Source organism: Allobosea sp. RIT-PG3_2 (genome assembly GCF_057321085.1).
In genome coordinates this window covers 419,111-433,259 of record NZ_JBXWCA010000003.1, presented here as the reverse complement: position 1 = coordinate 433,259, position 14,149 = coordinate 419,111, and the positions used below count along the sequence as shown (strand labels likewise).

The 14,149-nt window shown below is 67.0% G+C and carries 12 protein-coding genes; 5 read left to right on the top strand and 7 right to left on the bottom strand.

Features of this window, described 5'->3' with window-relative positions:
• Positions 1-105: 105 nt before the first annotated feature.
• Positions 106-1,545: an FAD-binding oxidoreductase gene (locus tag AC2FAN_RS12360; protein WP_485174329.1), complete on the top strand. Its 1,440-nt coding sequence runs from the start codon at positions 106-108 to the stop codon at positions 1,543-1,545.
• Between the two features lie 288 nt (positions 1,546-1,833).
• Here the strand turns inward: AC2FAN_RS12360 and rnhA are convergent, their stop codons facing one another.
• The 3 genes from rnhA to ispH form a co-directional block, all read right to left on the bottom strand.
• Positions 1,834-2,280, bottom strand: coding sequence for a ribonuclease HI (gene rnhA / locus AC2FAN_RS12355; protein ID WP_265052207.1), 447 nt, complete (start codon positions 2,278-2,280; stop codon positions 1,834-1,836).
• 106 nt (positions 2,281-2,386) lie between these two features.
• Complete coding sequence (locus AC2FAN_RS12350; RefSeq protein ID WP_476804759.1) at positions 2,387-3,352, bottom strand: homoserine kinase; 966 nt, start codon at positions 3,350-3,352, stop codon at positions 2,387-2,389.
• 82 nt (positions 3,353-3,434) lie between these two features.
• A complete protein-coding gene (ispH, locus tag AC2FAN_RS12345) occupies positions 3,435-4,406 on the bottom strand; it encodes a 4-hydroxy-3-methylbut-2-enyl diphosphate reductase (protein ID WP_265052205.1) in 972 nt (323 codons plus the stop codon).
• A 203-nt stretch (positions 4,407-4,609) separates the two neighbouring features.
• Between ispH and AC2FAN_RS12340 the strand changes: the two genes are divergently transcribed.
• From AC2FAN_RS12340 to AC2FAN_RS12330, 3 genes are read left to right on the top strand one after another with little or no spacing between them, the layout of a single operon-like run.
• Positions 4,610-6,475 carry a monovalent cation:proton antiporter-2 (CPA2) family protein gene (locus AC2FAN_RS12340; RefSeq protein ID WP_476804758.1) on the top strand — a complete coding sequence of 622 codons (1,866 nt, stop codon included), beginning with the start codon at positions 4,610-4,612 and terminating at the stop codon, positions 6,473-6,475.
• Positions 6,472-7,890, top strand: coding sequence for an MATE family efflux transporter (locus AC2FAN_RS12335; protein ID WP_265052203.1), 1,419 nt, complete (start codon positions 6,472-6,474; stop codon positions 7,888-7,890). Before AC2FAN_RS12340 ends, AC2FAN_RS12335 begins: the two co-directional genes overlap by 4 nt.
• A gap of 22 nt (positions 7,891-7,912) precedes the next feature.
• The gene (locus tag AC2FAN_RS12330; protein WP_485174326.1) at positions 7,913-8,800 is read left to right on the top strand and encodes a DUF937 domain-containing protein; all 888 of its coding nucleotides are present in this window, start codon (positions 7,913-7,915) and stop codon (positions 8,798-8,800) included.
• A gap of 57 nt (positions 8,801-8,857) precedes the next feature.
• Here the strand turns inward: AC2FAN_RS12330 and AC2FAN_RS12325 are convergent, their stop codons facing one another.
• Positions 8,858-10,759: a methyl-accepting chemotaxis protein gene (locus tag AC2FAN_RS12325; protein ID WP_485174324.1), complete on the bottom strand. Its 1,902-nt coding sequence runs from the start codon at positions 10,757-10,759 to the stop codon at positions 8,858-8,860.
• A 166-nt stretch (positions 10,760-10,925) separates the two neighbouring features.
• Positions 10,926-11,285: a DUF1127 domain-containing protein gene (locus AC2FAN_RS12320; RefSeq protein WP_265052200.1), complete on the bottom strand. Its 360-nt coding sequence runs from the start codon at positions 11,283-11,285 to the stop codon at positions 10,926-10,928.
• A gap of 182 nt (positions 11,286-11,467) precedes the next feature.
• On the opposite strand from AC2FAN_RS12320, the gene AC2FAN_RS12315 reads away from it, so the two are divergent.
• Complete coding sequence (locus tag AC2FAN_RS12315; RefSeq protein ID WP_265052199.1) at positions 11,468-12,349, top strand: LysR substrate-binding domain-containing protein; 882 nt, start codon at positions 11,468-11,470, stop codon at positions 12,347-12,349.
• Between the two features lie 21 nt (positions 12,350-12,370).
• Here the strand turns inward: AC2FAN_RS12315 and AC2FAN_RS12310 are convergent, their stop codons facing one another.
• Together AC2FAN_RS12310 and AC2FAN_RS12305 are read right to left on the bottom strand one after the other, a co-directional pair.
• Entirely contained in the window at positions 12,371-12,547 is a 177-nt protein-coding gene (locus tag AC2FAN_RS12310; RefSeq protein ID WP_265052198.1) for a Flp family type IVb pilin, read from the bottom strand.
• A gap of 95 nt (positions 12,548-12,642) precedes the next feature.
• Positions 12,643-14,025 (bottom strand): glutamate--cysteine ligase, encoded by a 1,383-nt coding sequence (locus tag AC2FAN_RS12305; RefSeq protein WP_485174321.1) that lies wholly within the window; start codon positions 14,023-14,025, stop codon positions 12,643-12,645.
• Between the last annotated feature and the right edge of the window lie 124 nt (positions 14,026-14,149).

The following is a 14,149-nucleotide window of genomic DNA, read 5'->3' as shown; positions in this document are numbered from 1 at the left end:
GTGCACTTCCCGTGTGATCTGCATCACGGAGCGGAACCACCAATGGGCGCACAGTGCCGGCGGCCATCGGGCCGAACCACAAAAACTCATTCGGGAGGCGCTATCATGACTGCTCATAGCCTTACGACACTGGCGGCCGGCAAGAAGGCCATCAGTGCCTCGGCCATCGAAATGCTGGCCTCCCAACTCCGCGGCAGCATCCTCGACGCAAGTGACGCAGCCTATGACGAGGCACGCGCGATCTGGAATGGGATGGTCGATCGCCGGCCCGGCCTGATCATACGCTGCATGGCCGCGGCCGATGTCGTCAGCGCGGTCCGCTTCGCACGCGACAACGGGCTGCTCGTCTCGGTGCGGGGCGGCGGACATGGCATTGCCGGAAACGCCGTCTGCGACGGCGGTCTGATGATCGACCTGTCGCAGATGAAGTCGGTCCGCGTCGATGCGGCGTCAGAGCGTGCATGGGTCGAGCCGGGGGCGCTTCTCGCCGATGTCGACAGGGAAACCCAGGCGGCCGGGTTCATCGTGCCGACGGGCATCAATTCGACGACCGGCATCGCCGGGCTGACGCTGGGCGGCGGCTTCGGCTGGATCACACGCAAGTTCGGCCTGACGCTGGATAGCCTGGTGTCGGTCGAGGTGGTCACAGCCGATGGCGAGCTCCGGCGAGTCAGCGAAGCGCAGGATCCAGACCTGTTCTGGGCGTTGCGTGGCGGCGGCGGCAATTTCGGAGTGGTGACCGCGTTTGAGTTCCGCCTTCACAAATTCGGCCCGCAAGTGTTGTCGGGCCTCGTCGTCCACCCCTTCAGCGAAGCCGAGACGGTTCTGAGGGAATACCGGCAGGCGCTCGAACTCGCACCGGACGAGCTGACGTGCTGGGCCGTGATGCGGCAGGCACCGCCCCTGCCGTTCCTCCCGGCGGAGTGGCACGGCAAGGAAGTGCTCATCCTTGCCATGTGCTATTGCGGCGACATCGCCGAAGGCAACAAGGCGACCGCCAGGCTGCGCTCGATCGGCACGCCGATCGCCGATGTGGTGGGAGCCACGCCGTTCACGGCATGGCAACAGGCTTTCGACCCCCTGCTCGCACCCGGCGCCCGCAACTACTGGAAGAGCCACGACTTCGCCGAGCTGTCGGACACGACGATCCGTCTGCTGATCGGCGCGGCGAGCCATCTTCCGAGCCCGGAATGCGAGATCTTCATCGCTCATGTCGGGGGCGCAGCTGGCCGTGTCGCCGCCGATGCCACGGCGTTTCCGCAACGCAGTTCCCATTTCGTCATGAACGTTCATGCGCGGTGGCGCGAACCGGCCATGGATCAGGCCTGCATCGGCTGGGCGCGAGAGCTCTTCGACGCGACAAGACCGCTTTCCGCCGGGACTGCCTATATCAACTTCATGCCGGCCGACGAGATGGATCGCGTTCAGGAGGCCTATGGCGGCAGCTATCATCGCCTTGCCACGCTGAAACAGCGCTACGACCCTTCGAACCTGTTCCGCATGAACCAGAACGTAACGCCGAGGATGAGTTCGCAGGCCGCGTAAAGCCGGCCGGCTAACACCGCGACGTCGAAAGGCTTCGATCAGCAGGGAGTGCCCGACAGGCGCTCCCTACTGATGACCTGTCGAAAGCTACGACGCGGCCGTTGGCGCGTCCGATGACGTGTGGCGATCCAGACCAGCGCACGCTACGTTTTCTCGGAACCACGGCGCCATCCCGGCCTTGAGCGGGATCCATCGGAGGGCTCCGGAACTCTACGATGGATCCGGGATCGGCGCTGCTGCGCAGCTTGTCCGGGATGACGTTCTGCTTCCGTCAGAAATCAGGAGGCTCTACCGCCCCGGCTTGAACGGCGCCATGCCGGCGCGCGCCAACGCGTCGGCGCGCTCGTTCATCTCGTCTCCGGCATGGCCCTTGACCCATTTCCACTCGATCTTGTGGCGCCCCAGCGCCGTTTCGAGGCGCTGCCAGAGTTCGACATTCTTGACCGGCTTCCTGTCGGCGGTCTTCCAGCCGTTCTTCTTCCAGCCATGGATCCAGCCGGTGATGCCCTGGCGCAGATACTGGCTGTCGGTGTGGAGCGCGACCGTGCAGGGCCGCTTCAGCGCCTCCAGCGCCGCGATCGCCGCCATCAGCTCCATGCGGTTGTTGGTCGTCATTTCCTCGCCGCCAGAAAGCTCCTTCTCGACGCCGTTATAGTTGAGGATCGCCCCCCAGCCGCCGGGACCGGGATTGCCGGAGCAGGCACCGTCCGTCCAGACTTCGACCGTATCGCTCATGGCAGGTCCCGGCGATTTTTGGTGGCGCGAATGGGGCAAGCCCCAAGCGCGCCGGGCCCGGGATTGCCGGAGCAGGCACCGTCCGTCCAGACCTCGACCGTATCGCTCATCGCTTCAGCCCATATTCGCGGGCATCGAGCACGCGCTGGTGGAAGGCGAGCTTGCGGTCGTATTCGAGCGGATCATGCGGCTTGACCAGGGCGCCGGCCGGCACGTTCAGCCAGTCGACCAGCCGCGTCAGCAGGAAGCGCAGGGCCGAGCCGCGGCAGAGCTGCGGCAGCGCCGCGATCTCCGCCTCGTTCAGCGGGCGGACGGATTCGTAGCCGGCGAGCAGGGCCTGGCCCTTGGTCAGGTTGAACGAGCCATCGGCCTCGAAGCACCAGGAGTTCAGGCAGATCGCGAGGTCGTAGGCATAGGCGTCGGTGCAGGCGAAGTAGAAGTCGATCAGCCCGGACAGGCGGCTGCCGATGAAGAAGACGTTGTTGGGGAAGAGATCGGCATGGATCACGCCGCGCGGCAGATCCTTGGGCCAGCTCGCCTCATGCACGGCGATCTCGGCCGTGATCCGGCGGGCGAGGCCCGGGGAGACCTTGTCGGCATCGGGGCCGGCCTGATGCGCCAGCGGCCGCCAACCCGGCACGGAGAGCGCATTGACCCGCTCCATCGTGAAATCCGCGCCGGCCTCGTGCATCAAAGCGAGGCCACGGCCGAGTTCCTGACAATGGGCGGCTGTGGGGCGGCGGACCGAAAGCCCGTCGAGGAAGGTGACGATCGCTGCCGGGCGCCCTGCCAGGCGGCCGAGCATCTCGCCGCGGCTGTCCTCGACCGGCTGGGGGCAGATCAGGCCGCGACCGGCAAGATGCTGCATCAGGCCGAGAAAGAACGGCAGATCGTCCGGATTCACCCGCTTCTCGTAGAGGGTGAGGATGTAGGTGCCCTGCGTGGTGTGGATCAGATAGTTCGAATTCTCCACGCCTTCGGCGATGCCCTTGGCGGAAAGCAGTTCGCCAATGCCGTAGCGCGCCACGAAGGCGGCCATCTCGTCATCGGGCACTTCGGTATAGACGGCCAAGATCGGGCTCTCTTACTTTGGTCTGTCGCATTTTCTTCACGCGAACCGATGCCCGCTTCGCTCGAAAATGCTTCTGCTGGAATTATTCGGCCGCGGCTGGCGCCGCCTCGCCGCGCAATTCGCGCGGCAGCGGGAAGAAGACGTTCTCGTCGGCGGTCGAGACGGTCTCGACGCGGACCTCGTAGCGCTCGGCGAAGGCGTCGATGATCTCCTCGACCAGCACTTCGGGCGCGCTGGCGCCCGCGGTGATGCCGAGGCTGCGGATGTTGCCGAAGACCGACCAGTCGATCTCGTCGGTGCGCAGGACGAGCCGCGCGACCGGGCAACCGGCGCGCTCGGCGACCTCGCGCAGGCGCTGCGAGTTCGAGGAGTTGGGCGAGCCGACGACGATCAGCCCCTCGACCTGCGGGGCGACGCGCTTCACCGCTTCCTGGCGATTCGTCGTGGCGTAGCAGATGTCTTCCTTGTGCGGGGCGATCAGGTCCGGGAAACGGGCCTGAAGCGCCTCGACGATCTCGCGGGTATCGTCGACCGAAAGCGTGGTCTGGGTGACATAGGCGAGCGGCTGGCCGGCCGGGGGGCTCAGCGTCGCAACGTCGTCCAGCGTCTCGATCAGCGTGATGGCGCCCACGGGGAGCTGGCCCATCGTGCCGATGACCTCGGGGTGGCCGGCATGGCCGACGAGCAGGATATGGCGCCCGCGCTTGTGATGGACCTCCGCCTCGCGATGGACCTTCGTCACCAGCGGGCAGGTCGCGTCGATGGCAAAGAGATGGCGGGACTTCGCCTCGGCCGGAACCGCCTTGGCGACACCGTGGGCGGAGAAGATCACCGGCCGGGTCGCGTCCGGCACCTCCGACAATTCGGCGACGAAGACCGCGCCTTTCCGCTTCAGGGATTCGACGACGTATTTGTTATGGACGATCTCGTGGCGGACATAGACCGGCGCGCCATGCAGGTTGAGCGCCTTCTCGACCGCGTCGATGGCGCGCACGACCCCGGCGCAGAAGCCGCGCGGGGCGCAGAGCAGAATGTCGAGCGGCGGCTTGGTCACGCGCGGGGCAAACTCCAATCGGTCCAAGGTCTTCTTTCGGCGGGATCGGTGCGATGTCAAGGAAGCGAAACCGCGCGGCCTGCGGCTTCGCGCCGATTGCCCCTCGCAGGATCGCCGCCCAGAGCCTAGATAGGTCATGGCCGGTCGCACCGCACGACCGCAATCCAAACCACCGCACGCCCGCTCCCGATCACGAGTTCCGCATGGCCGACGCCGCCTCGCATGTCAGCTACCTGCCGCCGATCCTGACCTTCTGCGCCGCGGCGGTGATCGCCGTCCCGCTCTTCCGCAAGCTCGGGCAATCGGCCGTTCTCGGCTATCTCGCCGCCGGCATCGTCATCGGCCCGTCGATCCTCGGCGTCATCAAGGACCCCGACGCGATCCGCAGCACGGCCGAGATCGGCGTGGTGCTGCTGCTCTTCCTCGTCGGGCTCGAACTGCAGCCGGCGCGGCTCTATTCGATGCGCAAGGACATTCTCGGCACGGGCCTGGCGCAGATGGCGCTCAGCGCCGCCGGCATCGGGCTTTTCGGCTGGTGGTTCGGCCTTTCCGCGGCGGGCGCGGTCGCGGTGGGCGTGGCGCTGGCACTGTCGGCCACCTCGATCGCGCTGCAGCAGCTCCAGGAACGGGGCGACGCCAGCGAGCCTTACGGCCGGCGGACCTTCTCGATCCTGCTGTTCCAGGACATGGCGATCGCTCCGGCGCTTGCCTTGCTACCGCTGCTCGCCACCACCGGCGGAGCCGAGGCCGGCAGCCCGATGCGGGCGCTCGCCAGCCTCGGCATCGCGCTCTTCGCCCTGGTGCTGATCGTGCTGGCCGGGCGCTACGTCATGAACCCGTTCTTCCGCATCCTGGCCAATACCGGCGCCAAGGATGTGATGACGGCAGCCGCCCTGCTGATCGTGCTCGGCGCGGCGCTGCTGATGGAACATGTCGGGCTGTCGATGGCGATGGGCGCCTTCCTTGCCGGCGTGATGCTGGCCGATTCGCATTTCCGGCATGAGCTGGAGGCAGACATCGAGCCGTTCCGCGGCGTGCTGCTCGGGCTGTTCTTCATGGCGGTCGGCATGTCGCTCGATCTCCGGCTGGTGGCCGCCAACTGGATGCTGCTGGCCGTGGCGGCGCCGCTGCTCGTGCTGTTCAAGATCGTCGTCGTCACCTCGATCCTGAGGATCTCCTGTTCGAGCTGGCTCGAGGCGATCCGGGCCGGCGCGCTGCTCTCCCCGGCCGGCGAATTCGCCTTCGTGCTTGTGCCGCTCGGCCTGGCCCAGGGGTTGCTGAACCCGCAACAGGCGGCGATGGCCACCGCTCTGGCTGCCATCAGCATGCTGCTCGGCCCGGTCGTCGCCAAGCTGATCGACGCCGTGCTGCTGGCGCGCATCACACCGGAGACGATGGAGGAGGATTATGAAGGGACCAGCGACAGCCAGGTGATGGTGGTCGGCTTCGGCCGCTTCGGACAGGTGGTGACGCAGGCGCTGCTGCTGCAGCACATCAACATCACGGTGATCGACTCCGACGTCGAGCAGATCCGGGCCGCGGCCCGGTTCGGCTTCAAGGTCTATTACGGCGACGGGACGCGCCTCGACGTGCTGCGCGCCGCCGGGGCCGGCCGGGCGAAGGTGGTCTGCGTCTGCGTAGACGACAAGGACGCGGCCCTCCGGATCGTGGAGATGATCAAGGCCGAGTTTCCCAATGTCCGCGTCCATGTCCGGGCCTTCGACAGGATCCACGCCATCGAGCTGATGAAGGCCAATGTCGACTACCAGATGCGCGAGACTTTCGAATCGGCGCTCGGTTTCGGGCGCGTGACGCTGGAAGCTCTCGGCCTGAGCCACGACGAGGCCGATTTCGTGATCGACCATGTCCGCGATCGCGACGCCCAGCGCATGGAGATCCAGTTCAGCGAAGGGATCGCCGCCGCGCTGAACCGCGTGCCGCGCGTCACGCCGGAACCGATCGTGAAGCCGAAGGGCAAGTCCAAGGCCCTCAATGCCGAGACCGAGCAGGTCATCGCCGATGGCGGGGCCGAGGTCTCGGTCGGCGGCGTCGGAGAGCCCGAACTGTGACGAACGCCTCTGTCCGGCCGGCTCGGGCCGTCTTCGTCGAGGGCCCGCTGATGCGCCATGTCGCGGTGATGACCGCGACGGGCTCGATCGGCCTGATGGCCGTCTTCGTCGTCGACCTCCTGTCGCTACTCTACGTCTCCTGGCTCGGGCGGCCGGAGGCGACCGCCGGCGTCGGCTTTGCCACCATCGTGCTCTATCTGATGGTATCGGTGAATGTCGGGCTGATGATCGCCATCACCGCCCTGACTTCCCGCAGCATCGGCGCCGGCGATCGGCAGGCCGCGCGGCGCATCGCGTCCTCGACCATGGTGCTGGCGGCGCTCGTCGCCCTCGTGCTGTCGCTGATCGCCCTGCCGCTATTGCCGCGCCTGCTCACCCTGCTCGGCGCACGCGACCAGTCGCATGCGATCGCCCTCTCCTTCCTGCACATCGTGCTGCCCTCGAACATCTTGATGGCCGTAGGCATGGGCTTTTCCGGCATCCTGCGCGCCATCGGCGATGCAAGGCGCGCGATGTTCGTGACGCTCGGCGGTGGCATCGCCACTGCGGGGCTAGACCCGCTGCTGATCTTCGGATTCGGTCTGGGACCGGACGGCGCCGCGATCGCGATCGTGCTGGCCCGGATCATCATCGTCGCCATCGGCTTCCACGGCACCGTGATCGTCCACGGCATGATGGCGCGGCCCAAGTTGAGCTTCGTGCGGCAGGACAGCGCCCGGACCTTCGCCATCGCGGGACCGGCGATCCTGACCAATCTCTCCAACCCGATCGCGAATGCCGTCTTCGCCGGCGTGGTCGCCCGCTTCGGCGATGCGGCGGTTGCGGCGCTGGCCATCATGGACCGGCTGGTGCCGGTCGCCTTCGGCGTGCTGTTTGCGCTGTCCGGGGCAGTCGGGCCGATCCTCGGTCAGAACTGGGGGGCCGGGCGCTTCGACCGCATGCGGCGCGGCCTGACCGATTCCGCGATCTTCGCGGGGGCCTGCGTCCTGATTTCCTGGCTGCTGCTCTATGCGCTGCGCGGCACCATCGTCGCCGCCTTCCATGCCACCGGCCTGACGGCGGAGCTGGTCGAGTTCTTCTGCCTGATCGCCGGCCCGATGTGGCTGTTCGTCGGCATGCTCTTCGTCGCGAACGCCGCCTTCAACAATCTCGGCATGCCGTTCCTGTCGACGCTGTTCAGCTGGGGCCGCGCCACGCTCGGCACGATGCCGTTCGCCATCCTCGGTGCGCATCTCGCCGGGCCGAAGGGCGCGCTCGCCGGCTCGGCACTGGGGGCGGTCGCCTTCGGCGTGCTGGCGCTGGTCTTCGCCTATCGCGGCATCAGCCGGCTGGAACGGGAGGCGGCACAACGCCGGGCCGCCCACGATTTGCCAGCCAACGACACCCTGCTATCGTCGGCCGAGGCACGGAGCTAGTGCCGGCCGGGAGGCGCCGATGGTGAACCTGTTCGATATCATGCAATCGGCCCAGAACGGGCAGGCGATGCAGAACCTCGCCCGACAGTACGGGCTGAACATGCAGCAGACCCAGGCCGCGCTCGACGCGCTGCTTCCGGCTTTCTCGATGGGGCTGCAGCGGCAGACGCACGACCCCTACGCCTTCGGCTCGCTGGCGCAGATGATGACGGCCTCGCCCTATGCCCGCTTCTTCGAGGCGGCCGGCGGCGGCATTCCATCGGGCGCGCAGACGGCCGGCAACAACGTGCTGAGCCAGCTCTTCGGCTCCCCCGAGGTCAGCCAGGCCATCGCCGTGCAGGCGGCCGCGACCAGCGGCGTCAGCCAGGCGATCCTGAAGCAGATGCTCCCGATCATCGCCTCGATGCTGATGGGCGGTCTGTTCAAGTCGACCAGCAATCAAGGTCTCGGCGGCATTCTCGGCCAGTTCGCCGAGATGATGCGCGGCCAGATGCCGGGGATGCAGCCCCCGCCGCCGCAGCCTCAGGCGCCCGTCAATCCGTTCGACGCGATCCTGAAGGGCATGTTCGGCCAGGCTGCCGGCCCGCCGCAGGCCAATCCCCAGCCGACGCCGACCGATCCGTTCGGCGGCGCGTTCGGCCAGATCCTCGGCGGCATGTTCGGCGGTGCGGCCCCCGAGCCTGATCCGGCTCCCGCGCCACGGAGCGCCCCGCCCCGGCGCGCGCCCGCTCCGCCCGCGCCCGAACCGGACGATGCGCCGCCCTCGTCTTCGGCCGCCGGACCCGGCTCGATCGGTCTCGACGCACTCAACCAGATGTTCGAGCACGGCCGCCAGATTCAGGACGATCACCAGAACGCGCTGAAGTCGATCCTGGATGCCATGCTCGGCGGCGGCCAGGGGCGCCGCTGAGGTCGCCCGGGCGTGCGGCCGGACTCTTCCGTCCGGCCCGGCTTGCTGAGTGAGGGCTCAGGCGCGCAGGCGCTGATCCCAGCCGTCATCGCCTTGCGGCGAGGCCATCGTGGCTGCGATGCCGCGCAGCGCCGTGACATCATCGCGCGTCCGGAAGCTGGCGACGAGATCGTTGAGGCGCTCGATCTGGTTGGCGAGCGCCGTCGCGGAAGCCGCGCTCTCCTCGGCCAGCGCCGCATTCTGCTGGGTCATCTCGTCCATATGGGCGACGGCCTGGCTCATCTCGTCGATGCCGTGCGACTGCTCCGTCGCAGCGGCGGAAATCTCCGAGACCGTCGCGGACACCTTCCGCGAGGCATCGACGATGCGTTCCAGCGCGGCGCCCGCCGAACGGACGAGACCGACGCCCTGCGCCACCTCCGCCCCGGATTCGGTGATCAGCGTGGTGATGTCCTTGGCAGCCTCGCCCGAGCGCTGGGCGAGCGTCCGCACCTCCGAGGCGACGACCGCGAAGCCCTTGCCCGCGTCGCCGGCGCGTGCGGCCTCGACCGCGGCGTTAAGCGCCAGAAGATTGGTCTGGAAGGCGATCTCGTCGATCACCGTGGTGATGTCGGAGATCTTGCGGGAGGCCGCCTCGATGCGCGCCATGGCGTCGACAGCATCCTGAACGATGGCGCCGCCCTTGCGGGCAACGTCCATCGCCTCGTCGGCGAGCGCTACCGCCTGATGGGAAGACTGGGCGGACGCCTTGACGGAGGCAGCGAGCTGCTCGGTGGTCGCAGCCGTCTCCTCGAGCGACGAGGCCTGCTCCTCGGTGCGCTTGGACAGGTCGTCGGCGCCGGTGTTGATCTCCAGCGCCGCATTGCTGACGTCGCCGGATGTCGCCTGGATCGTGCGGATCGTCTCGGCCAGATGGCCGACCGCGAGATTGAAGTCGTCGCGCAGCTTCTCGTATTCCGCCGCCAGCTCGGCATCGATGCGGCACGTCAGGTCGCCCCGCGACAGCCGGTCGAGCCCTTCGGCAAGGGCCTCCATCACCTGGCGCTGCTCGGCGGCGAGGCGATCCTGCTCATGCGAGCGGGCGGCGCGCTCCTGCTCGATGATGCGTCGCTCGGCCTCAGAAGCGTCGCGGCTCTCCGCCGTCTCGGCTTCGAGGCGCTGCACGGCAAGGCCGTTCTCCTTGAAGACCTGCACGGTCCGCGCCATCGCGCCGAGCTCGTCGCGCCGCACCTGGCCGTCGATCTCGACCGCATAGTTGCCGGCCGCAAGGTCCGCCATCCGCTCCTTGAGCTGGTCGAGCGGCTTGGTGATGGACTGCCGGGCGAGCAGCATCGCGCCGGCAAGGCCGAGCAAGGTGCCGACGAGGGTCAACACCAGCATCAGCCAGTCGAGCTGCTGCGCCTCGGCATCGAGCACGTGTGCGGCCGTCAGCGTATCGCCCTTGATCTCGCCGTTGAGCTTCACGGCGTCGGCGATGATCGTTCCGAAGGCCCGGTCCAACTCAGACATCACCGAGAGCGCCGGCAGGTCCTCGTCGCGCGAAGCCTGCTTGGTCACGTCGTCGATCTTGGACTTGAGCTCGGTGATCCGACGCGCCAGCCCGTCGAACTCGGCATGCTTCTCGGGGAAGCTGATCTTGGCGTTGGTGAGCTGCTGCAGCGCGAGATCGTAGCCCTTGCGGACATCCTCGATGCTCGTGGCGTTCTGCTTCATGAATTCGGGATAGGCGATCGCCTTGTAGAGATCGCGCAGGATGTAGCTCGTCGCCAGGGTCGACTGGGCCGAGTCGAGGATCGCAGTGGCGCGTTGGTCGATCAGGTCCGAATAGGTCTTCTGGATACGGGCGTATTCGTTGCCGGCGTAGATCGCGGTGCCCAACCCGATCAGGCCCATCGCGATGAGCGGGATCGCGATCTTCGTGCGAATCCGCATGTCCTTCAGGCGCAATGACAGTTTCATGCCGACAGCCCACGTTCAACGCGGCCGCCAGCATGGCGGCACCCGCGGGCAGATTTCCGTCAGAATGGTGAAATTTACGTTATTCGGCGAAGGAAACCGTCAACCAAGGCATAAAAAAGGGCGGAAGCACGAAGCTCCCGCCCGCAGGGACGCTGGCGCCAAGGGGTCAGGCGCAGCGTGCAACCGCTAGATCGATGTTGGCCGCCCGTTTCGGGTGGGCCGGCGCATGGAGAAGCGCGTGCTCACGGCGGGCCGCGGCCGTGTCCGTCAGCGCCTGCGAACGATCCGCGAGGACGGCCGACGGGTCCTTGAACCACGGCGTCGCCAGCGCACCGGCGATATCGGAGCGCACGAGCCCGATGTCCTTGAGACCGCGCTCGTCGAGCTCGGCGAGGCGCATCACCTCGCGACGGTGGATGACGGCGCGAACGAATTGGGCAATCCCGCCGAAACCCACCGTGGCAATGCGCGTGATCCCAACCGAAACGGACGAGAGCGACTTCGCGGCAATGGTCATGAGCAGCATGACGGCCTCCTGGGGCGGACGGGTGAAAGGATGGTTCGGCATCTCCTCCCGGTCCGGACTCACCATTGACTGGGGGAACTCGGAGATTACGAAGACCATATCGAGGCTCTGGTCATCAGCCAAACGAATGGTTATGATGTCTCGCAACACTGAAATTGATGAACAGTGGATGGGGATCGCCAATGGCCCATGTGCTCGATGCCGATCAGCTCAAGACCTTTGTCGCCATCGCCGATACCGGCTCCTTCACCCGCGCCGCCGAGATCGTCTTCAAGACGCAGTCGGCGGTCTCGATGCAGATGAAGCGGCTCGAGGAGCGTGTCGGCCGCCCCCTGTTCGGGCGTGACGGTCGCCACGCCAAGCTGACGGAAGATGGCGAGCGCCTGCTCGATTATGCCCGCCGCATCGTCCGGCTGAACCTCGAATGCGTCGCCTCCTTCGCCGATGCCGACCTCAAGGGCCGCATTCGCCTCGGCGTGCCCGACGACTATGCCGACCGCTATCTGCCGGAGATCCTCGCCCGCTTCGCCCATTCGAACCCGCGCGCCGAGGTCACGGTCGTCTGCGAGCCGACCCCGATGCTGGCCGAGCGGATCGCGACCGGCGACATCGACCTCGCCATCATCACCCATGTCGAGAGCCGCGGTCAGGGCGAGATCATCCGGATCGAGCCGTTGCTCTGGGTCACCTCGGCACGCCATGGCGTCCATGAGGAGGATCCGTTGCCGCTGGCGCTGGGGCGGCCGACCTGCAACTGGCGACAGGCCGCGGTGGATGCGCTGGAGTCGAAGGGACGCCGCTTCCGCGTGCTCTATGCCAGCTGGAACTCGACGGCTGTCGGCGCTGCGGTGCTGGCGGGGCTGGCGGTTTCGGTGCTGCCGGAAAGCGCCGTCAGGCCGGGCATGCGCATCCTCGGCCCGTCCGAGGGTTACGCCACCCTGCCCTCGTGCAAGATCGGGTTGCTGCGCACCCGTTTTGACCCGTCGGTGCTCTCGAACGCGCTGGCCGAGCACATCATCCAGAGCCTGGACAATCTGGCGAGCTTCAAGACGGCGGCGGAATAAGGCGAGGCCCCGATCGGCGGGCTATTTCCCGAGGCCGGGGACAACGCCCTCGAACAGTGTGTTGAGGCGCGTGCCGATCAGCGTGACGGCACCGAGGATGACGATCGAAACCAGGCTGGCGATAAAAGCGTACTCGATCGACGTGGCGCCACGCTCGTCGCTCAAGAACCCCGCAAAGCTGGCGCCGATCTGCTTCATGCCGTTAGGTTATGCATGAAGTTTCCGCCAACTCGTTAATTTCGGCGGCAGAATGCGCCGGAAATCACGATTCCGGCGTGAGCCTGCGTGTCGAGCTAATAAAGGCTCAGCTCGGTCATGACCGGCTCGACCTTGCCGTTCCAGGCAGAGCGGAAGCGCTCCTCCAGGCGTTCTGCGAGACTTTGGCGGCGCGCCACGATCTCATGCACAGGCGCCAGGAAGACGCTCTCGTCCTGGCCCGCAGCGTTCCGGCTGGCGCGCCGGACGAGACCGGCGCGCGAGAGTTCGACCACCTCGGCCGCGATCTCGCTCAGCTTGCGGCCCGCGATCGTCGCGGCAAGCCCTTTCTTGGGAACGGCATCGCGGAGCGCCTGGCGCTCTTCCGCGCTCCAGCCCTTCACGATGTCCCAGGCGGCATCGAGGGCCGATTGGTCGTAGAGCAGCCCCACCCAGAACGCCGGCAGCGCGGTCAGCATGTCGGCGGGGCCGGCATCGGCGCCACGCATCTCGAGGAAGCGCTTCAGCCTGACTTCCGGGAACAGCGTCGAGAGATGATTGGCCCAGTCCGAGATGGTCGCACGCTCGCCCGGCAATTGCGGCAGCTTCCCGGCCAGCAGATCGCGGAAAGAGGCGCCGGCCACGTCATGATAGATATCGCCGCGCTTGACGAAATACATGGGCACATCGAGCGCCCAGTCGACATAACCCTCGTAGGACATGCCCTCGTCGAAGGCGAAGGCGATCATGCCCGAGCGCGCATTGTCGGTATCTCGCCAGATCTCGGAGCGCATCGACTGGAAGCCGTTGAGCCTGCGCTCGAGGAAGGGCGAGGAAGCGAACAGCGCCGTCGCCAACGGCTGCAGGGCGAGCGAGACACGGAGCTTGCGCACCATGTCGGCCTCGGTGGCGAAGTCGAGATTGACCTGCACCGTGCAGGTCCGGAACATCATGTCGAGGCCGTGCGTGCCGACCTTCGGCATGTAGTTCGCCATGATCTTGTAGCGGCCCTTGGGCATCATCGGCGTTTCGGCACGTGTCCAGAGCGGAGATGCGCCCAGCGCCGTGAAGGCGATGCCATGGGGGGCAGCGACGGCGTTCACGTCGGCGATATGCGCAGCGAGTTCGCTCTGCGTTTCATGCAGCGTGGCCAGCGGTGCGCCCGACAATTCGAACTGGCCGCCCGGCTCCAGCGAGATCGCGCCGCCGCCATCAGGGCCGGCGAGGCCGATGATGTTGCCGGCATCGAGGATCGGCTCCCAGCCGAGGCGCTGCTGCATGCCTTCCAGCAGCGCACGGATGCCGCCGGCTCCGGCGCGCCCCTCATAGGGAACGGGCGCGAGATCGCTGCGGTAGAACGGGAACTTCTCGTGCTCGGTGCCGATCCGGAAAGCGGATTCCGGTTTCTCGCCGGCTGCGATCCAGGAGACCAGTTCATCCTTCGAACCGATCGGGGTCGAATCGGACACGTCGCGAGCCATGGGTGCTCCGGCAGAACAGACATGAAGGACCAGCAGCTCGCCGGCGGAAGCCGGGGGCAGCAGGTGCGGGAGGACACACATAGGCGAGCGCAGAACGCTCGACAACGACCCGGTCCTTGCATTC

What these genes read in the sequence shown, in the direction of transcription:
- AC2FAN_RS12360 (WP_485174329.1), top strand. Translation starts at nt 106, where the DNA reads ATGACTGCTCATAGCCTTACGACACTGGCGGCCGGCAAGAAGGCCATC.
- rnhA (WP_265052207.1), bottom strand. Translation starts at nt 2,280, where the DNA reads ATGAGCGATACGGTCGAAGTCTGGACGGACGGTGCCTGCTCCGGCAAT.
- AC2FAN_RS12340 (WP_476804758.1), top strand. Translation starts at nt 4,610, where the DNA reads ATGGCCGACGCCGCCTCGCATGTCAGCTACCTGCCGCCGATCCTGACC.
- AC2FAN_RS12325 (WP_485174324.1), bottom strand. Translation starts at nt 10,759, where the DNA reads ATGAAACTGTCATTGCGCCTGAAGGACATGCGGATTCGCACGAAGATC.
- AC2FAN_RS12320 (WP_265052200.1), bottom strand. Translation starts at nt 11,285, where the DNA reads ATGCTGCTCATGACCATTGCCGCGAAGTCGCTCTCGTCCGTTTCGGTT.
- AC2FAN_RS12315 (WP_265052199.1), top strand. Translation starts at nt 11,468, where the DNA reads ATGGCCCATGTGCTCGATGCCGATCAGCTCAAGACCTTTGTCGCCATC.
- AC2FAN_RS12310 (WP_265052198.1), bottom strand. Translation starts at nt 12,547, where the DNA reads ATGAAGCAGATCGGCGCCAGCTTTGCGGGGTTCTTGAGCGACGAGCGT.
- AC2FAN_RS12305 (WP_485174321.1), bottom strand. Translation starts at nt 14,025, where the DNA reads ATGGCTCGCGACGTGTCCGATTCGACCCCGATCGGTTCGAAGGATGAA.